The organism is Nostoc mirabile CHAB5784 (genome assembly GCF_020829645.1).
GTDB lineage: Bacteria > Cyanobacteriota > Cyanobacteriia > Cyanobacteriales > Nostocaceae > Nostoc > Nostoc mirabile.
Genome location: NZ_JAIVFS010000069.1, coordinates 25,008 through 44,485 on the forward strand (window position 1 = coordinate 25,008; position 19,478 = coordinate 44,485).

At 43.4% G+C, this 19,478-nt stretch carries 14 protein-coding genes; 7 read left to right on the forward strand and 7 right to left on the reverse strand.

The features are described 5' to 3' along the window. Window positions 1–41 precede the first annotated feature (41 nt). The 4 genes from LC653_RS30530 to LC653_RS30545 form a co-directional block, all read right to left on the reverse strand. Window positions 42–2,381: a cellulose biosynthesis cyclic di-GMP-binding regulatory protein BcsB gene (locus tag LC653_RS30530; protein WP_229498382.1), complete on the reverse strand. Its 2,340-nt coding sequence runs from the start codon at window positions 2,379–2,381 to the stop codon at window positions 42–44. A 180-nt stretch (window positions 2,382–2,561) separates the two neighbouring features. Further along, window positions 2,562–3,818, reverse strand: coding sequence for a family 8 glycosyl hydrolase (locus LC653_RS30535; protein ID WP_233718655.1), 1,257 nt, complete (start codon window positions 3,816–3,818; stop codon window positions 2,562–2,564). A 39-nt stretch (window positions 3,819–3,857) separates the two neighbouring features. Further along, window positions 3,858–6,215 (reverse strand): tetratricopeptide repeat protein, encoded by a 2,358-nt coding sequence (locus tag LC653_RS30540; RefSeq protein ID WP_229498384.1) that lies wholly within the window; start codon window positions 6,213–6,215, stop codon window positions 3,858–3,860. Continuing rightward, the gene (locus LC653_RS30545) at window positions 6,212–8,059 is read right to left on the reverse strand and encodes a porin (RefSeq protein WP_229498385.1); all 1,848 of its coding nucleotides are present in this window, start codon (window positions 8,057–8,059) and stop codon (window positions 6,212–6,214) included. Before LC653_RS30545 ends, LC653_RS30540 begins: the two co-directional genes overlap by 4 nt. A 213-nt stretch (window positions 8,060–8,272) precedes the next feature. Between LC653_RS30545 and LC653_RS30550 the strand changes: the two genes are divergently transcribed. After that, entirely contained in the window at window positions 8,273–9,067 is a 795-nt protein-coding gene (locus tag LC653_RS30550) for a hypothetical protein (RefSeq protein ID WP_229498386.1), read from the forward strand. A 215-nt stretch (window positions 9,068–9,282) separates the two neighbouring features. On the opposite strand, the gene LC653_RS30555 is transcribed toward LC653_RS30550, so the two are convergent. Further along, window positions 9,283–10,086: a hypothetical protein gene (locus LC653_RS30555; protein ID WP_229498387.1), complete on the reverse strand. Its 804-nt coding sequence runs from the start codon at window positions 10,084–10,086 to the stop codon at window positions 9,283–9,285. Between the two features lie 573 nt (window positions 10,087–10,659). Here LC653_RS30555 and LC653_RS30560 point away from each other — a divergent pair. Beyond that, window positions 10,660–12,306, forward strand: coding sequence for a cellulase family glycosylhydrolase (locus LC653_RS30560; protein ID WP_229498388.1), 1,647 nt, complete (start codon window positions 10,660–10,662; stop codon window positions 12,304–12,306). An 83-nt stretch (window positions 12,307–12,389) separates the two neighbouring features. Then, window positions 12,390–14,171: a M61 family metallopeptidase gene (locus LC653_RS30565; protein WP_229498389.1), complete on the forward strand. Its 1,782-nt coding sequence runs from the start codon at window positions 12,390–12,392 to the stop codon at window positions 14,169–14,171. Window positions 14,172–14,271: 100 nt separating this feature from the next. On the opposite strand, the gene pyk is transcribed toward LC653_RS30565, so the two are convergent. Beyond that, on the reverse strand, window positions 14,272–16,041 hold the full coding sequence (pyk, locus tag LC653_RS30570) for a pyruvate kinase (RefSeq protein WP_229498390.1): 1,770 nt from the start codon (window positions 16,039–16,041) through the stop codon (window positions 14,272–14,274). Between the two features lie 379 nt (window positions 16,042–16,420). On the opposite strand from pyk, the gene crtR reads away from it, so the two are divergent. The 3 genes from crtR (at window position 16,421) to LC653_RS30585 (ending at window position 18,287) form a co-directional block, all read left to right on the forward strand. Continuing rightward, complete coding sequence (crtR, locus tag LC653_RS30575) at window positions 16,421–17,311, forward strand: beta-carotene hydroxylase (protein WP_229498397.1); 891 nt, start codon at window positions 16,421–16,423, stop codon at window positions 17,309–17,311. A gap of 231 nt (window positions 17,312–17,542) precedes the next feature. Further along, window positions 17,543–17,908: a papain fold toxin domain-containing protein gene (locus LC653_RS30580; RefSeq protein ID WP_229498391.1), complete on the forward strand. Its 366-nt coding sequence runs from the start codon at window positions 17,543–17,545 to the stop codon at window positions 17,906–17,908. Between the two features lie 13 nt (window positions 17,909–17,921). Then, the gene (locus LC653_RS30585; RefSeq protein WP_229498392.1) at window positions 17,922–18,287 is read left to right on the forward strand and encodes a hypothetical protein; all 366 of its coding nucleotides are present in this window, start codon (window positions 17,922–17,924) and stop codon (window positions 18,285–18,287) included. A gap of 105 nt (window positions 18,288–18,392) precedes the next feature. Here LC653_RS30585 and LC653_RS30590 read toward each other — a convergent pair whose 3' ends face one another. Further along, on the reverse strand, window positions 18,393–18,530 hold the full coding sequence (locus tag LC653_RS30590) for a hypothetical protein (protein WP_229498393.1): 138 nt from the start codon (window positions 18,528–18,530) through the stop codon (window positions 18,393–18,395). Window positions 18,531–18,938: 408 nt separating this feature from the next. On the opposite strand from LC653_RS30590, the gene LC653_RS30595 reads away from it, so the two are divergent. Further along, on the forward strand, window positions 18,939–19,238 hold the full coding sequence (locus tag LC653_RS30595; RefSeq protein WP_229498394.1) for a hypothetical protein: 300 nt from the start codon (window positions 18,939–18,941) through the stop codon (window positions 19,236–19,238). The last annotated feature ends 240 nt before the right edge of the window (window positions 19,239–19,478 follow it).

Sequence of the window (19,478 nt, forward strand, 5' to 3'; positions counted from 1 at the left end):
AATTTTGAAATTTAAAATGGGCAATACCTGACCGAAAGTGTCTACTTTTTATCAGCAGTCAAGCGCTTGAGATACAACTGAAGAATCCCGTAAAGAATTAGAGACACACTAAAAATACCCACAGGTAGCAATAGCCAATTTTCTTGTAAAAAGCGTGATGCTTTACTGAGGATAGTGGTATTTTCTAAGCGACGAGTGTTTGGGGCGCTTTGGAAAAACTGTAGTTGATAGGCATCAGCATCGTAGAAAATTGGGTCTTTTTGATCGCTACTAATTAGCACCGTATCCTTCTTGAGTTGGAAGAACCACGGGTCTTGATTGAGGACTTGTCGCACTCGCTCTAAACCAGTTTCGGTTTGAGAAGTTAAAGCTAGAACGACGCGATCGCTGTTCCAAGGAGAGATAATCTGCTTAATCATGCCTTGTGTATCCTGCGGGGTCTGAACCACAGCATTGGCAGAGGAGCGGGAATATGCTTGACTCAAGTTGAAGCCAGTGGAATTAAATACTTCGGGAAAAGGAAAGTCTTCTCGCGTTCCAATTCCTACCAAATGGTCGTTTTTGCGGGCTTTTGTTGGCAAAGCATCCGGTGTATAAACATTTAGTTTGACAGCATCTGCTTGACTAAGCCTTCCTAAGCGTTCGCTAAAAGCCAACAAGGTCAACACATCTGTCTTCGAGGGGATTTGTGGCACGACGATCGCTGTCTGGGACAAATCCTGTGGTGCAGCAAAGGGGAAACCGAATTTCAGCAGGTTCAAGTCTGGTAGTTGTGTAGAGATTTCCCGCTTCAGGTCGAAGCTAGTATCAGAATGCACCGTACCTGTCAGTTGTTGATCTGGTGGCTGAAGACAGTTTTGTTTATCAAACGGTTCTCTCGGATTCATCCGCAAGAAAACTTGCAGTTTCGAGTTGGGTTTGATCAAGTTTTCCGGCAAATTGACTTTGAGGTTTTTGCGAGTTTCTCCCGACTCAGAATCAAGACGTGCCCCACCAATGAAAACTCCATCCAGTAAAACTTCGATCGCAGAAGTTCGGGGATTAACCTGCGGCCCGTAGCTGTACACCAGATTCATGGAACTACCGCGCAGAAATCTATCATCTGGTAAAGCGCGAAAATCAATTTCAATTGGCGGCGCTCCGATCCCACGTACAGTCACATCACTAAACGGCTCACCATTTACCTGGGTTTTGATGTCGCCCAGTTTAAAAGAATTTTGTTCTGGCAAATAACGAGGCCATTGGCGGAGTCCTGGTGTCGAACCTTCCTTGAGGGTATCGACAAAAACCACCTGACCAGTACCCATTTTCCGTAAGTCTGGCTGTGATAAAAATTGGGTTGCCTTTTCCACAGCTTTTGCACTGTTGCCAGTAGCAATTAAAACCGGAACCCCGCTCTTTTCAACTTTAGTTATAATCAACACCCCTGTTTCATCTGGTACGGGGTTATTATCACGATCAAGAATTTGATTGCTGATGACTTTCAGGGGCAAATTCTTCCAAGTATTTAAGGTTGGTTGCTCGTTGGGAGTGCCAATGATGACCAAGCGATCATTAGCCTTCACATTTGCGACATCAGACACCACGCTCGTCTGAATCGGGCGAAAATCTGCGATTCTTCCCAATGCCGCTTGTAAGCGAGCTGCTGCTGTCAACCAGGATTGATCAACTTGACTCGGTTGCAAGTAAGCAATTTGGTTAGTTTCTAAGCCGAATTCGTCAAAGAAAGGATAAGGATAGCGGCTGAAATTCAGGGGAATCGGCTGCCGTTCAAAGTTCAAGATTAATTTGGAATCTGGCAGAATCTCTGTCCACAAGTCGGGACTAGTAGGGTCGCTACATTCGAGGCTGTTATTCTGCTGTGCCACCAATATGAGTTCGTTGTAGTCTTGCAGCAGCTTTGGTGGGATATTGAACAGTACTTGACCTATTTGGGACTCTTTGCGATTGAGTGGTACGCTACCAACACTGATGCCATTCAATAGCACGGTCAGGTTAGAGCGATTAGCATACAGTGCTGGTGAGTGTTGAAAACGGATTAAAGCTTGTACCTTACCCCGATCTAGTTTCCAGCCACGAGGACGTGTAAAGGCAAGACGACCTTCTGAGTAAACCCCACGCAAGCGCATCCGGTTGCTCACAATCGGACTACGATTAAATTCTAGGATGTAAGTTGCCAGGTTCTTAGCACTAGGAGCTTTTAAGTCTGCTTTACTAGTATTTTCTGATGTCGTTGCTTGAGCTAATAAAGTTACTTCTTGTTGCAGATCATTTTTGGTTTGAGCTTGAGCGCTCAATAATGAACTAGGAAAGAAAAAAAAGCAAGAAGTAACAATAATTGCTTTTTTACTAATTTGGGAAAGATGAAACAATTGCTTCATAGTAGAGCGTGATTTTAGTGTAAATTTACTGAATTTTTTTACGTAAAAAGCACAGGTGTTTTGTTGCTTTTAGAACTTCAAAATTATCCCATCAGATTTTTTTAAAAAATCAACGGGAGTCAATCTGTCGGGAGTAAAAGGTAGTTGGGAAGCTTGTGCCTAACTCAGCATTAGGGGATATCATTTAAGCAATCGCTGAGGAATTGTCCTTGGAGGTAGCAATCCTAACCAAGCCAAATTCTGGGTGTAATAAGCAGATTGGTCTCCCCAAATTCCCTGCTTGTATTGAGGCAGTATTTTTTTCACAAGCAGTTCTTGAGCGATCGCTGGTTCCACTACCTGCATGGCGGCATACAACATAGCGTATTGGGATGTAGCTTCATAATCCACTAATGGTTTCCCTTGCAGATCAATGCGTGCTGGTATCGATTGTTGACTCCACAGTTTTTGCAGGTGCTGAGTGGATGTCACTAGATAGCTATGCGCTTGGGGTGAGTTGAACCAGGCAGCATCCAACGACAAACGCCACCAGACTCGATAGGAATCAAAACTATACAAACTCTTCAGAGTGCTAGATGCTGGTAGGGTTTGATATTGTCCTGTTTTGGTATTTAGAGCTACCCAATCACTGGGTAAACCTACGTTAGAAAGCTTTGTAGAATTTTCTAGCACTTGATAGCTGCTGTCTACCAAACTCAACCAATCATGTTGGGGGTCAACTTGTGCAAAGATGCGAAAAGCATAGGGTGCAAAATAAGAAGGATTCAGGTAAACGGTAGATGCATTCGGGACAAATGCAGCTACAGGCCCTGGTAACAGGTAGCGCTCACCTTGAGTTTTTGAGATAGTGGACAAGTTCCACAAATCTTGTAGTTTGAGTTTTGCCAGTTTCAGGTATTCGGGTTGATTCCAACGCCGTGATGCTAAAATCAAGGCAGTAATCGCGTCTATATCTCCATCGCTAGCAAAGTTGGTGTCGATAACACCCCAGTTACCATCTTCCTTTCGTCCCCACTTCCAAGCCCACAAACTATCTGTGCGTTTACCAGCTGCTTGGCGCTGGAGGTTATTTTCCGACCAGTTTAAAGTCAGGGCAAAAGTTGTCGGATCATTAATCAGTACTGCTCTTAGCAAAGCATAAGCTTGACCTTCACTAGTTGAGCGATCGCTTGCTTCGTAATCAATCACCCGCCCATCTGACTGAATAAATCTTTGGCGGTAGCTATCCCAACTTTGGGCTAGTAATTCCCGGTTGGGGGTGGATTTAGGAAGATCGGTTAATAATCCAGTGAGATTTTGACTACTACCTTCAGTAGGAACGTTTGCCACCGGAGTTTGCTCATCCGGCGTTTTGGGGTTTGCTGCCGAGTAACTAGAGACACAGGCAGATAAACCAATTAGGCAGGTAATAGCTGCCACTTTTGGGAAGTGCCACATCCTTAGAACAGTTTGATTTGTAAAAGATTTAAGCGATCGCTAATTTCTGTTTCGACGTTGATAATCTTCCCAAGGGGGTTGAAATCCTCGTCGTAGCAGAAAGTCTGTTTGAATTTGCTGTATTTGCCGAGATGCATCGTTATCGTTTCCTCCTTCTGCGGCTGCTTCTAATTGCAGTTGTTCTAGCTGTGCCAGTGCTGTCAAAGGCTGATCTAAAATCGCATTCAATCCAGCAAGGGTGCGGCGTGTGCCTTTGTCTTCCGGTTTTTGTGCCAACACTTGAGCATAAATCTCCTGTGCCGATTCAAAGCGGCGCTGTTCAAAGCGAATTCCGCCCAAAGCCGCTAGCGCATCGATGTTATCTGGTTGCTGCGCCAAAATATTCTCATAGGTACTGCTAGCCAAATTCAAATCACCTACAGATCGAGCCAACTCTGCCTGCAACTGGTATGAATCAGAAGTGTTAGGAATACGGGCAATCAACTGCTTCATCCGCGCTTGTGCTTGGGCAGGATTGCGTTTTGCTATCACCTGTAATAGGCGCAGTTGTAGTGGTATGGAACTAGGGTCAGTTTCTACCAGATAACTATATAAAGCTTCTTTTTGCGGATCAGTAGGCAGCGTTCCTATCAAACTGTAGAGTTCTGGAGGAGTATTGGTTGCAGGTTGTGTAGCTAACCAATTGTTGAGAACTGCCTCTGCTTCTGGTTGGGAGATCCGCTTGGCTTGATAGGCGATACTAGCACGCCCTAGTTGAATCGACAAATTTTGAGGATTGCGGGCTATCAATTGGTCATAAACTGTCACAGCCTCATCAAAACGCTTTTGTTGCAGTCGTACTCCAGCCAGTCCGCCCAAAGCAGCATCAATAATATCGCTATTATTTGGCTTGCTAGCAAGCACAGCTTGGTAACGTTGAACGCTAGCTTCGAGACTACCCTCACGACGCTCAATTTCTGCTGCTAGTAACTGGGGTGCGAGGTCTTTAGCACCTGCGGGGGTAGCTGTGTAAGCTGCTAAAGCTTGCCTTGCACCATTCAAATCTTGACGCTGCACATAGATTTGCGCCACCCGGAAATTCAAAAACGGTACCTTAACCCCCATTTGTAAAAGATTTTGGTACACAGGTAAAAATTCTGGGTCGGGAACATCAATGTTCACTAAAGCATTAGCTAGCTGTTGCAACTGGACGCGATCGCTCGGCGCTGATTGTATTGCAGTAGCCAAACGCTGTTTCAAGTCATTTTTACCGAGTAAACCTAGCTGATTTTCCAAAGCTAATTGCTGCACCACCAGACTTTGATCGTTGGGAAATTCTAACGCCACCCGTTGATACAGTTGCAGTGCTGTTTGTCGTCCTTCGGGGAACCCAGTAAAGACATCAGCGACTTCGCGCAGTAGTTTGGGGGAAGGGTTGGGATCGGTTTGGAGTGCTTGACGGTAGAGATTGAAAACTTGCTGGGTGAGGGTGGGGTTATTAGTGTACTTACGAATTTCATTGAGCGATCGCGCTAAGGGCAAAATCGCATCTGGCCTTCCTTGTAATACATCTAAAACCGCCAAAGCTTGAGCTTGTTGTTGATTGGCAAGGTATGCTATAGCTAGTTCTTTACGGGTTTCAAACCCTATCTGGTCAAGTTTATTGGAGCGCTGCAACTGCGCTTCTAACACCTGTACTGCCCCTCCAGGATTGCCTGTTTCTCGTAAGGTGCGACCGTAGGCTAGTGCTGCATACTCTGTAATGGCTTTGCCAGTGGAGCGATAGCGGTTAAACAACTCCAATGCTTTAGGAAAATCCCCACTGTAACTATAAGTTTGAGCTGCATCAACGACTGCCTTTGGCGTGGGGTTGTTGTTCAGCACGATTTGGTAGTCTGCCAGAGACTCGGTTAATCGTCCTTGATAAGAGTAGAGTAGAGCACGGTAATGACGACCTTCTGAGTCGTTAGGATTTAACTCTAATAAAGTTGTTAGAGCCTCAATTCCTTTTAAGTTCCACTCAGGACGATAAGTAGCCAATAGACCAACCGCCTTTAAAGCTAGTTGGTTGTTGGAGTCTGCCGCCAGTACTTGTTGATAAGCACTCCAAGCTTCGGGAATACGTCCGGCTTTGCGATAAGCGATCGCTAATCCTAACCTAACTTGCGAAGATTGCGGTTGACTTTTAAGGGCTTGCTGAAAGGCTGCGATCGCATCATTAATCAAGCCTTTTTTTAAGAATGCAAAACCCTTTTGTGCCGATGTTGATAAGCTCTGTGCTTGAGCAGGGGCAATGCTGACCAAAGGTGGCACAGTTAGCAAGTAAGTAAAAAGGAAAAATGAACAAGTAAAAAGAGAACGATATTTAATTTTTTTAGCTTTTCCCTTTTGCCTTTTATCTATATTGTTTTGACTCATTGAGTAATTCTCCCTCTGGGAGTGATATCAAATTCTGATTTCACCCTGATACCGAAGACTGTTTCTGAGAAATCATCACGCGCTTGAACTGAAAAGCCTAGCCGTAGATTGTCAAGAAATTTAAAATCATAGAACATTTCCAATACATCAGGACGCTCTCCACGACGCAGGCGATCGTTAGAGAGAGCGCGTCCATAGGCTATTCCTACCCGGTCATCTGGGGTAAACAGATCCACAAAACTAGCTCCCAAGACGTAAGTATTTGCACCCTCTCCTAAAGTGCGGTTTTCGTAGCGACCATAGCGCCCAAATAAACCTAATTTCAGATTGGGAATAAAAACTTCGGCGTTGAGGCCGTATGCTTCTTCGCGATCGTTTTTATCAGGGCCAAATTGATTGTTACCTCTGGCAATGCTATAGCTTTCAAGGAAGCTATCACCAACACCAGCGTCGCGATCGCTGGCATAAGTACCACGAATAATTGCATTGCCGTAACGGATGCCGATTTCGCCAGCAAATCCATCTAAAGAAAAGTCACCAATTTTGTCTGCTGATGAAAAGACTGCCGCTTTCGCTTCAATATTGTCGGTGACACTCCAATCAGCTAACAAACCAGTGCGTGAACTAATCCCTGTCGCCGCCAGTGCTGGGTTAGTTTGAAACACCGGATTAAAGAATTGACTGGCTCCATCTTTAGCAAAGCTGTTGCGATCAAAATAAGACGTTAAATCTATTTGACCGATCACAAACCGCAGATTAGGTACTCCTGCTAGTGAAGTCGCCAAATAAAGCTCATTGACGTTCAAACCATCGTTTCGGGAGTCATCCAAGTTGCCGTTGCTGCCTTGGCTTGTTAAGTCCAGGGTTGCCCCAATCAAAGCTTGAGGAGACAGTGGGTAGACTCCAGTGACTCTCGCCCGTGCTGAGGTGTCGCCACCTTGGTTAATATAAACTCCTTGGAATTGTAAAGAGGGTTCCCTTAAACTACTGCTAGGGAGCTGGCGGCGTTGTTGAGTAGTTATCGATGGGGTAACTGGCACTGCTGTGCTTGGAGTGGGAGTCGTACTAAGGACTGATGGTGTTGTCTGTGGATTGAGTAATTGTTGATTAAAAGTTGGTGCTGCTGGTGCAGTGAATTCTGGCGTTGCAGGCAAGTTGGGAAGTGGTGGCAGGGGGACTGTTTGAGAACTGAGTAGTTGATTAAAAGTTGGTGCTACTCCTGGTGCTGTGAATTCTTGCGTTGCAGCCGAGTTGGGAAGTGGTGACAGGGGGGCTGTTTGAGAACTGAGTAGTTGATTAAAAGTTGGTGCTGCTCCTGGTGCAGTTGATTCTGGCGTTGCAGGCAAGTTGGCGAGTGATGGCTTTGAGCCGTTCGTCTGTCCCTGCAATCCTAAATTAAGGTCAGAAGTGTCCCCACCTGCTGCCACTCGTGGTGCAACAGAACTACGTGCTGCTGCCGGGGCTTTTCCAGTTACCTGCTGCTGGATGAAGACACTCTCCATCTGTTGGAGATCGTTGACTGGTTTGGGTTCCACAACTTTCAACACTGGATTAGCGATCGGTGCAACTGCTACACCAGTCGTTACACGTGCAAGAGGCAATGTTTGCGACCCTGACTGAGATTGACTCTGATTGACGGGTAATTTAGGCACTGGTAGCGGTTCTGCTAAACCCAATTGGTAGTCAATAGTCTTTAGCTGAGATGGGTTGACTTGAGCTGAAGATTTTTCGCTCACTGCCAGTACCCAGCAAATCGAGACGGCGACAGTACAAAGCAGTGGATAAACCTTGTGGTACTGGCTTGGAAAAGTAAATTTATAACAATCGAGTACTGTTTGCCTCATCAGCCTAGTTGGGTAACAACTACATATTTAGGTTATTAGATGTCGCTACTTTAGCAAAGTAAATGAGTATTAACCACTAGGTTGAATAAAATTTTTAATTTTCAATTAATTGATTAAGAGTCGATAAAACTTGTTAGTTTTAAAAATAAATTGGGCATAATAGGTAAAAATCTGAGTTAATTTGCAAATAAACCAAAAAATATACTTTTTACCATGCAAAATCTTGATTTAAAGACTATTTTAGCCAAATTTAAAGTTTTATTCCCTACTAATTTCCAGGCAGCCATTTGCCTAATGCTTTTAGCTGCTAGTTATGGCTGTGTTCAAAAAGCACAAGAAAAGGTGGAGATGAACATCGGAGATGTACAACCTATATCAAGTAAAGGTATATACAATATCGTCGGTAGTACCAATCTGCCCGAATCTAGCAAGATTACAGTGGCCGCTGTGCGTTATTTGCGTCCAGTATCAGGACAAACAGAAGCTTTACTGAATTCAGACACAAATACTAACCGTTCAATTTTGGCTCGTCAAATTGTGGAAGTGAAACAGGGAAAATGGGAGGCTGCGCTGAATCTGTGGCAAGTTTCACCCGATGGTAGTTTCCAAGAAGTCTGGCAAGCAAATCCAGCACAAATACGACTATTTCCAGAAGGTGGCGTTACATTTGTAGCTATTTTCGATCCTGCTACTCAGTCGGAACAGCCAAATAATCAAAACTCTCAAAAGTTGAAGTTAGAAAATCAACAGCTTGAAAAGCTTGAAAGCAAGTTGATTCGCTTTACTAACGAAGGTGAAAAATATTTACAAGTTAGCCAAACCTTAACAATACCCATACCTACGGGGAAAACAATACCACCTCGTCGGCAACCCGAAGACTTGAACGGTGGTTGGGGAAACCGATATCAAATCCCGCCGCAATCTATAGCTTCTAAAAGTACCTTACCTCCACCCATTAAAAATAGGCAAACGAATGCCTATCTAACTCCTTCAGAGTTTCTCAGGTGAGAATTAAGATGGGTATCAAACCCATAAAATAATCCTATCTAGGTCTATGTACCCCTACCCTACTTCTTACTTGATTGAGGGCGGGGTACTGTAGCTCTCAATCGCTCTCTTTTTGATAGATAAAAACTAGAATACCAGCCTCAATATGAGCGCTGGCATCCAGATATTAATTACCCAATAACCACCAATTCAGTGGGCATTGATTTGAGTAGATTTTAAAGGACAGTATTATAGTAAATCTGAAATTTAGCTGGGGATTCTACCTCAGTATTTGTTGCTTGAGACGTTAGTTGCAAATTCTCCTGCATTGCTTGCATCTGTAGCATCATCTCTTTAATTTGGTTTTGCAACTCTTCAAATTCTGATGGCATAATTGCTATTTGATTCACTTCACCAGCAGCAATTTCTTTGATATTGTTGGGATTCTCTTGAGCATAGCCAAGGAAAGTTTGGGCAGATGCAAACGCAGAAGTAGCAGCAATATCTCTGATAGTGGTAGTGGTATTTTTTTGAGTTGCAACCTTTGGTACAGTATTTACTGGTTGTGTGTGCGCTGGCGTCGGGATTTGCGCTCCAATAGGTTGAGATGCAGTTATTGCAGAGTTTTTTGAATTGAGAGCTTGGTCAAAAGGTACCTCGTCATCTAAAAAAGCGCTCAATCCAGAAATTTGCAGTCGAGGCTCGGAAACTTGCCATTCTTTTAGTAATGTCTCTTTTTGCTGTAGGTGTTGCTCTAAATTAGATAATTCCTGCTGAATTTTCGCTGATTTGGAAGAAGAATTTCGCCAACCACAGAAAGCGAGTGCTGAAATTCCAGACCCTATACTAAGTGCTGTTGCAAAGACTACGTAAGGAATAGCAATATCTCTAAGTTTGCCATAAAAAATAGGTTCTTCTTGGAATTTGATAGCAATTTGTTTATCCCCTAGTGTAGCAAGGGGAAATGACATTAAAGAAAATACACTTAGAGAAGCGATCGCAGGTGGTAGTAAAAATTTTTGCAGTGCAGAAAGTGTCATATCAGAAGCTTTTGTAAAATAAAAGACTATGAGTAGCTTGCAGCAGATATAATTACCGCTTATAACATCTAGCTTGTATAGAGTTTTCGCGGTGACTCAATATGTGTACTGCCTTAGTATCTAAATTATTCTCTATCCGAGATATTTTCAATAGAAAACGCATGAAGAACTCAGTATATTCCGTAAATTTTTTGTAAATTAAAAAACTATCTAAAATTAAATAAAGGGAAATGCAAAACCTAGATACAAGTTTATACGTATTGCTAATTAAGGTTTTCAGCGTTATTGACTTCCACTATTCAATTTTTTAGGGTACAGAAACAATAGTAGCTAAATATTGCTCTAATATTACTAGGATGCTCAGACGTATGGAAGGTTAATTAAGTAATACAAAAAACTGTAATATGAATGCATTATAATTAGACTACAAATATTTATAGTCTGATAAAAATTATCTTTACAAAAATCCTATTTAAGTAAAGATACGGTAAATATTTTTTATAAGTAAAAAGTATTGCTTATATTTTTACGTATTTAATTTAGATATTCTTCTACAATAAAAGCAATAATAGTATGCTATTTGTCGATAAAAATAAATCAAGAACATTGAAATTACATAAGCAATTACTGATATTTTTTCTAAGTATAACAGTGTTTTTAGTAATTATTTTAACTAAAACACCTGTTAGTATTCATTTAGATGCTTCTAGAGCTGCGACGCCAATAGAGCTACCACTTTCAACAATTGCTAGAACCATTGTGGATGCCAAAGGCAAGGTTGTATTGCTAAGAGGTGTTAATTGGTTTGGTATGGAAACTGATACACACGCCCCTCACGGTTTATGGAAACGAGATTATAAAGAAATGCTGGCACAGATTAAAAATTTAGGATATAACGTCATCCGGTTACCTTATTCTGTGGCAGCATTGCGATCGCTTGATGTAAGTGGCATTGACTTTGGAATTGGCAGCAACCAAGAACTTGAAGGTAAAACCCCCTTGGAGGTAATGGACTTAGTTATTCAGGAGGCAGAACGTCAAGGATTGCTAATTCTGCTCGACAGCCACCGCCTCAACGACCTGCAAATTCCAGAATTGTGGTATGGAGACGGTTTTACGGAAGCAGACTGGATCGATACTTGGACAATGTTAGCAATCCGATACAAGAATCAAACTAACGTTATTGGCGCAGACTTAAAAAATGAACCTTACGGGAAAGCTAGCTGGGGTGATAACAATATAAGTACTGACTGGCGACTAGCAGCAGAACGTGCAGGCAATGCGATTCTGAGCGTTAATCCTAATTGGCTAATTGTTGTTGAAGGAGTGGAAAAGAATGTCCCCGGTCAAAAACTGCCACAGCATTGGCATGGCGGAAATTTAGAAGGTGTGAAACGCTATCCAGTACGTTTATCTCGTTCTAATAAGCTAGTCTATTCTCCTCATGAGTACGGCGCTGGGGTGTACAATCAGCCCTACTTTTCTGCTTCTAACTTTCCTAAGAATCTGATTGAGCGCTGGCAAATAGGATTTAACTATATCGCTAGTCAGAATATTGCTCCCATCTTGATTGGGGAGTTTGGGGGACGGGAAGTAGACTTAAATTCCAAAGAAGGAATTTGGCAAAATGAGTTGGTGAAATACATTCAAAAAAATAACTTGAGCTTTACTTACTGGAGTTGGAATCCTGATAGTAGTGATACAGGCGGAATTTTACTAGATGATTGGCAAAGTGTTAATCTACCCAAGCAGCAATTACTATCCCAACTGCTCTCATCTGTACAAGTTCAACCGCCAGATCAACCGAGTAATCCTCCTGCTTCCCCAACTCCTACTCCTTCTGTCTCCCCATGTACTACTCCTTCTATCTCCCCAACTCCTACTCTTTCTGTCTCCCCATCTACTACTAATATTGCCCTACTAAAAGTCACTACTGACATCAATTCCAACTGGGAAAGTGGATTTTGTGTCAGCTTCAAAATTACAAATCAGGGTAATACCAAGGTTAACAACTGGCAACTTGCATTTAAGATGAATCAAGCTAAGATTAATAACTTTTGGAACGCAGATTTTAAACAGCAAGGAGCGATACAGTATGTAGTGGCTCCTTTGGATTGGGGAAAAACAATTGAACCAAATCAAGTACGGGATACTGGGTTTTGTGCCAACAAACTTGGTTCTGACTACCAGCCGCAGCAAATAGCCGCCGTCTCGATTTGAAGTCAAAACTTAAAAGGCGAATTTGTCATGATAGGAGAAATCACCAATCCCATTAACCATTGAGTATTAACTCAGCACACAAGATGACTGAAGCAACAGCAACTCGTCCCAATACCCACTTCCAGGAAACCAGGCCAACGATTCATTACCTGGTGGCAATGTCCCAACCAGAAACCCATCTGTTTGAGGTGACTTTACACCTTGTCGATTACCCCTCGCCGATTCTCGATTTAAAACTACCGGTGTGGACACCCGGTTCCTATTTAGTCCGGGAATACGCCAAGAATTTACAGGATTTTGGGGCTTTTGCAGAGAATAAGCCTTTACCTTGGCGGAAGATCAGTAAAAATCACTGGCAAGTAGACAAAAAGGCTGTTTCAGAATTAACTATACGTTACCGCATTTTTGCGAATGAGCTATCGGTACGGACAAATCACTTAGATGCTACCCACGGTTATTTTAACGGTGCGGCACTATTTTTTAGAATAACGGGTTGGGAGAACCAACCTATTCGCGTTACCATCGTACCACCACGCCCGGAATGGAAGATAACAACTGCCTTGCCACCCGTTGGTGAGGAAACAAATACTTTCTTGGCTGGCGATTTTGATACTCTTGTTGATGCTCCCTTTGAGATTGGTCGCCACCAATTGTATAATTTTGAGGTTTTGGGAAAACCCCATGAACTGGCAATCTGGGGGCAAGGAAATCTCCAAGCCCAGCAGATGATTGCTGATATTCAAAAAATTATTCAGGTAGAAGCGCAGATGTTCGGCGGTTTGCCATATAAACGATATGTGTTTCTACTACATTTATTTAGCCAAGCTTTTGGCGGTTTGGAGCATAAGGACTCTTGCTCCTTAATTTACCAGCGTTTTGGATTTCGCGCTCAAGATAAGTACAATCGCTTTATCCAATTGGTAGCACACGAGTTCTTTCACTTGTGGAATGTCAAGCGAATTCGCCCAAAAGCATTAGAGGTTTTTGATTACGACCAAGAAAATTACACACCATCATTATGGTTTTGTGAAGGCACTACTAGTTACTATGACTTGTTAATTCCTTTACGAGCAGGAATTTATGATGTTCAATGGTATTTGAATAATTTGGGCAAAGAAATTACCAGATATGAAATGACACCGGGGCGCAAGGTACAACCCGTTTCTGAGTCGAGTTTTGATGCCTGGATAAAACTCTATCGCCCAGATGCCAATAGCGGTAATTCCCAAATCTCCTACTATTTAAAGGGAGAAATGGTATCGTTGTTGCTGGATTTACTGATTCGCTCTACTCACGACAATCAGCGCTCCCTCGATGACGTGATGCTGAAAATGTGGCAGCAATTTGGACAAGCTGAAATTGGCTATACCCCACAACAGTTGCAGGAAGTTATAGAATCTGTAGCAGGAATGGATTTAACTGATTTCTTTAAACGCTACATTGATGGCACTGACGATTTGCCCTTGAATCAGTATTTAGAACCCTTTGGCTTCCAGTTGGTAGTTGATCAGCAGGAAGAACCTTACTTGGGTGTGAGAATAAATACAGAAAATGGGCGGGAGATTATTAAGTTTGTGGAAACTGGTTCACCTGCACAAATAGGGGGAATTGATGCAGGTGATGAGTTGTTAGCAATTGATGGGATTAAGCTAATGGTAGGTGGCTTAAGCGATCGCCTGAAAGATTACCAACCAAACGATAAAATTGAAGTCGCAGTTTTTCACCAAGACGAACTCCGTACTTATTCCATCATCCTCGCCTCACCACATCCCACTCGGTATCAGGTAAAGCCTGTTGAGCATCCTGACTCCACACAGCAGCAAAACTTTGCTGGATGGCTTGGGGTAGCGATCGCAACTGTTTGATAAAGTAATTGGGGATGGGGGTTAGGGAAGAGGTGACAGGTGACAGAGAATAATTTGTCCCCTGTAACCTGTACCCTATTCCCTTCTTCTGTCCCTAGTTCTAAGCCGTTCTCACCGCCCCTGAGTAAATCAAACCCCGTTGCAGATCCAGGGTTATAATGGCCCCATCCCGAATCGCCTGCGTTGCCTGCTTCACGCCGACAATCACTGGCACACCGAGACGCAAGCCAATGACTGCTGCGTGACTTGTAAGACTTTCCTCTTCAGTAATAATCCCGGCAGCTTTACGAATTGCCTCGACAAAATCGGCACTAGTGCGGGGTGCAACTAATATGTCTCCAGGATTAAAGTTACTAACATCCATACCAGTATTAGCCACCCGTGCGCGACCACTAACTGAACCTTGTCCCAGTCCAATTCCCTGACCTAGTATTGCCGTTACCACCTCTACCTTAATCAAATCTGTGGAGCCGGAAATTCCCTGGAGTGTGCCAGCCGTCATTACTACTAAATCTCCCTCAGACAGCAATTTAAGCTCCTGAGCCACGTTGATCGCAGCTTGAAATGTCTGACCAGTGGAAGGTAATCCTAGCACCAACAGGGGTTTTACTCCCCACACCATTTGTAGCTGTCGCGCTACATTCACATGGGGTGTCACTGCCAAAATTGGTGTCTGGGGACGGAACTTAGAGACATTGCGAGCTGTTGCCCCAGTTTGCGTTAGGGTCATGATTGCCGCTGCGCCTAGTTGTTCGGCAATTTGACCCACAGCTTGACTAATAGCATTGGGAATGGAGCGCCGGGCATCTCTCGAAGAACGTAAGTTTAAGTGTTGGGCTTCCTCCTGCTCCATACGCTCGGCAATTCGTGCCATCGTCGCCACTGCTTCTACAGGGAAGCTACCCACAGCAGTTTCATTGGAGAGCATTACCGCGTCGGTGCCGTCTAAAATTGCATTTGCCACATCCGATACTTCAGCGCGAGTGGGACGGGGGTTGCTCACCATGCTGTCTAACATCTGGGTGGCGGTGATGATGGGAATTCCCAAGCGATTTGCTGTAGCAATTAGCCGCTTTTGGAGTACCGGAACATCCTCTGCTGGCAATTCCACCCCTAAGTCACCTCTGGCAACCATCACGCCATCACACAAAGCCAGAACCGCCTCCATTTGTTCAATGGCCTCGTGCTTTTCAATTTTGGCAATCACTGGCACTTGCTTGCCTGTACTGGAAATTAGTTCTTTAATTTCGATCATGTCCTGCGGATTGCGGACAAAGGAAAGTGCCACCCAATCTACACCTTGATCTAGACCAAACATCAGATCCTCTCGGTCTTTGTCGGTCATTGCCTTAATTGACAGGTAAACGCCGGGAAAGTTTACGCCTTTGTTGTTAGAAAGTTTTCCAGGCACGGTGATCCGACAATGCAAATCCCCTTTGTCCCGGTTAATCTCCTGCACAACCATTTCTACTCGTCCATCATCAAGGAGAATTTTTGCGCCAACAGGGACTTCTTCGGCTAAATAATCGTAGGTGACGCAACTAATTTCCTGTGTACCGACAACTGGACGATTTGTCAAGGTGAAGCGATCGCCTTTTGCCAAAACTATAGACCCATTGTCAAACTTACCCAAGCGAATTTTTGGGCCCTGCAAGTCTTGGAGAATAGCCACTGGCTGATTTAGTTCAAAGGCGGTTTGCCGAATTAAGCGAATACTACGCTGATGGTCGGCATGAGTTCCGTGGGAGAAGTTTAGCCGCAGCGTCGTGGCTCCCGCTTCAATAATCGCCTTGAGCATTTCAGGACTGCTAGTGGCGGGGCCAATAGTAGCGACAATTTTTGTCCGGCGTAGAGAATCTCTTAATTGCATAGGGGCTGAAGTTAGGGAGCTATCTGGGAAGTCATCGTAACTTAAATGGCATCTCCTTTTCAGTCACTGCTATATCAATAGATATAAGCAGTTAGAGAGGGCTTATGGGAGAGTGGAGGCTGTGGGATAGACTAGATATAGTACATCAATCTTGTATCCATCCTCCTAACAAAGGTGTTTATCCCATCAACTTCTTGCCAATTGTCACACCCCACTTATCAGTAAAGACTAGTCCAAGTCTTGAATCATAGCGTTATTCATCTACTGATATGCAAAGCTGTGGATAAATATTGCTATACAAAACTTTACAAAATTTTATTCTTTCCTAATCTTTATCGTATATTTGTAATGTTTGATTAAGAAGGAGTCAATGTTAGAGATGATCGCATCGGAGGCACAAAAGCCACTGACAATCCCGCCCAAGGAATTTTTAGCGCCTCCTGGTGATTTCAATCCCACGCTAATGCTGTTTTTCGTAGCTGTAGCAATGCTGGTGTTATCTAACTTTGGTTACTGGCTTTGGGAATGGCCGCACTGGCTGTGCTTTAGCGTTAACACTATTGCTTTGCATTGTGCTGGGACGGTAATTCATGACGCTTGTCACCAATCTGCCCATCGTAACCGGGTGATGAATGCGATGTTAGGGCATGGCAGTGCATTGATGCTAGCTTTTGCTTTTCCAGTGTTTACGCGCGTGCATTTACAGCATCATGGACATGTCAATCATCCCGAAGACGATCCAGATCATTATGTCTCTACGGGTGGCCCACTATGGCTGATTGCAGTGAGGTTTTTGTACCATGAGGTGTTTTTCTTTCAAAGGCGACTTTGGCGGAAATATGAGCTATTGGAATGGTTTATCAGCCGCTTAATTGTTGGTGTAATTGTTTATATATCAGTGCAATACCACTTTTTAGGTTACATTCTGAATTTTTGGTTTATACCCGCTTTTGTGGTGGGGATAGCACTAGGATTATTTTTTGATTATTTACCGCATCGTCCTTTTGCGGAGCGCGATCGCTGGAAAAATGCTCGCGTCTACCCTAACCAAGTTCTCAATATTCTGATTATGGGACAGAATTACCACTTAATTCATCATTTGTGGCCTTCTATTCCTTGGTATAATTATCAGCCTGCATACTATGTTATGAAGCCCTTGTTAGATGAAAAAGGATGTTATCAAACTTCAGGATTGTTGCAGAAAAAAGACTTTTTTGAGTTTGTTTATGACATCTTTCTAGGAATTCGGTTTCATCATCAAAAAGAATAGAGTTATTGTATAAGGGACTTCCAAGAAATAAATTACTCAAATAAAGGAACCACAGAGGCACAGAGAAGCCAGTGCGTTGGGCGGGTTCCCCGACTTGAAGCAACTGGCGCGACACAGAGGAATGAGGAGAAGAGAGTTTTTTCGCCAGTTTTTTGGGTATTTTTTTATTTGGAAGTCCCTAAAGAGATCGCGCACTAATGGCTAGCATTGGAAAATTGACAAAAGTAGATCATGACCAAGGCTAGCCTTCATAGTCAACTGAGTGCGATTGCTGCACAATTCCAGATTTTTGAATGTGTTCTTTGTGCGATCGCCCTGCGCCAATTCCTCATTGTTCAAAACATTTCTGGTAAACAGGTTAGCCTGTTCACAGGTAGCACAGAAGATCCTTTTTGCAATATCTACCATGAACGCCTCCGACAAAACATTTCCATTAATGGGCGGCATGAAGCGATTGCCGTTGAAATTGATGGACAAGAACTCATTTTTGACAACATAGATCCCGAAGGAATTTCCAGAGTAGACTGGATTAATAATCTATACTGCCCTGCCCAAGATTTAGGCGGCAATTTCCAAATCACCGAAACCAAATTTTAAGTTGGAGGGACAGATGGTTGATTTGTATGACCTAATCCACAATATACAGAAACGTCCTGCCATGTATTTGGGACGAGCTTGTATATCCAACCTCCGCACTTTTCTAGCAGGTTACTGCTTTGCTCGTCGCCAGATAGGAATCCCTCAAACACAACAAGAACAGCAATTTTCCGAATTTCAAACCTGGATTCAGCAGAGATTTAATTTAACTTCCAATCAGACTTGGGATCAGATTATTTTATTTTTTTCCCAAGATGAACACACTGCACTAGATCAGTTTTTCAAATTGTTTGATGAATTCATTCAAACAGAACATCCTAGAGAACTCCAACCGAATACAACGAATAATTTGATAATGGTTTCAGGAACCCAAGATTAAAAGAAGCTTGAAATGGATGCTTTAGTGCAAGAACTCTACACAAATCTTTGATTTCAATAACCACACCTGGAGCGATCGTTGCTAGGATACTGCCAACGCTGGGTATCAATGGAAGTAAATCAGGTAGGTGATCGCTAGATGCCACCAGAACAACGATCGCAACTCCAGCCCGTTGTAAGTTTTGCTGATTGTAGAGAGATTACGAATTACATAAACGTTAAAAACGAAAACTATTATTGTCACTAAAGTACCTGTGACTGCTACCGAAATAACTTTACGGCGAGGTTGTAAACTTGCTTCTGATTCTGATGATGTCGTTCTATTTACTATGACAAATAGTTAGGTAGAAGATTTTTGTCGTAACTTAGAGAACTGGCAAGCTGTTGATTCAGCTTTGCATTTGGGATGCGTAGGCGCAGCCCGCCGTAGGCATCGCACTTTTACTTGGTACAAGAGTAATCCAATTGCGTTGGCAAAGCCTACCGTACCCCTACGGGGAAGCAAGCTACGCGTAGCGTCTCGTAGAGAAGGTATCGCTCTCCAAACAAAGCCAAATCAGTAATTTTGGCTGGTGATGTATGCGATCGCAGTAATTAAACTCGCGTTATATTAAAGGCGGAAGCTGCTACAGGCTACGCAAAACACTCAAACGTGAAGGCGGAAGCTGCTACAGGCTGCGCGAAACACCCAAACGTGAAGGCGGAAGTTGCTACAGACTGCGCGAAACACTCAAACGTGAAGGCGGAAGTTGCTACTCTTAAGGCAGAAGCTGCTACAGACTGCGCGAAACACCCAAACGTGATGGCGGAAGTTGCTACAGACTGCGCGAAACACGGAAATGTAAAGGCGGAAATTGCTGCAAGGAAGACGGAAGTTGCTATAGGGAAGATAAACAGAGAAATTTTTTGGTATACGAAGGATTTTAGCCCCTTGCTTTCTCTGGTTTGTTGAGGGTTTGGATTTGAGCGATCGCCTCGAAAGTTTCCCGAAAGTGCGATGGCTACGCCCGCCGCAGGCATCGCAGTAGCAGTAATTGATTTCTGGCTGCAAAGCTAATTGCTGTTATATCAATTTACATTGAGCTTGCATATAATAGAGAGTTGAGGGTAAGTCGGACAGCAGCAAAATGGCACGTCAGTTAGAAATAGAAATCACCGAAAGTGCAGAATATCTAGAAAAAACACTGAAACA

Coding starts and splice junctions, on each gene's coding strand:
- LC653_RS30580 (WP_229498391.1), top strand. CDS start 17,543: ATGACCAAGGCTAGCCTTCATAGTCAACTGAGTGCGATTGCTGCACAA.
- LC653_RS30585 (WP_229498392.1), top strand. CDS start 17,922: ATGGTTGATTTGTATGACCTAATCCACAATATACAGAAACGTCCTGCC.
- LC653_RS30550 (WP_229498386.1), top strand. CDS start 8,273: ATGCAAAATCTTGATTTAAAGACTATTTTAGCCAAATTTAAAGTTTTA.
- LC653_RS30565 (WP_229498389.1), top strand. CDS start 12,390: ATGACTGAAGCAACAGCAACTCGTCCCAATACCCACTTCCAGGAAACC.
- LC653_RS30545 (WP_229498385.1), bottom strand. CDS start 8,059: ATGAGGCAAACAGTACTCGATTGTTATAAATTTACTTTTCCAAGCCAG.
- LC653_RS30540 (WP_229498384.1), bottom strand. CDS start 6,215: ATGAGTCAAAACAATATAGATAAAAGGCAAAAGGGAAAAGCTAAAAAA.
- crtR (WP_229498397.1), top strand. CDS start 16,421: ATGATCGCATCGGAGGCACAAAAGCCACTGACAATCCCGCCCAAGGAA.
- pyk (WP_229498390.1), bottom strand. CDS start 16,041: ATGCAATTAAGAGATTCTCTACGCCGGACAAAAATTGTCGCTACTATT.
- LC653_RS30555 (WP_229498387.1), bottom strand. CDS start 10,086: ATGACACTTTCTGCACTGCAAAAATTTTTACTACCACCTGCGATCGCT.
- LC653_RS30535 (WP_233718655.1), bottom strand. CDS start 3,818: ATGTGGCACTTCCCAAAAGTGGCAGCTATTACCTGCCTAATTGGTTTA.
- LC653_RS30560 (WP_229498388.1), top strand. CDS start 10,660: ATGCTATTTGTCGATAAAAATAAATCAAGAACATTGAAATTACATAAG.
- LC653_RS30530 (WP_229498382.1), bottom strand. CDS start 2,381: ATGAAGCAATTGTTTCATCTTTCCCAAATTAGTAAAAAAGCAATTATT.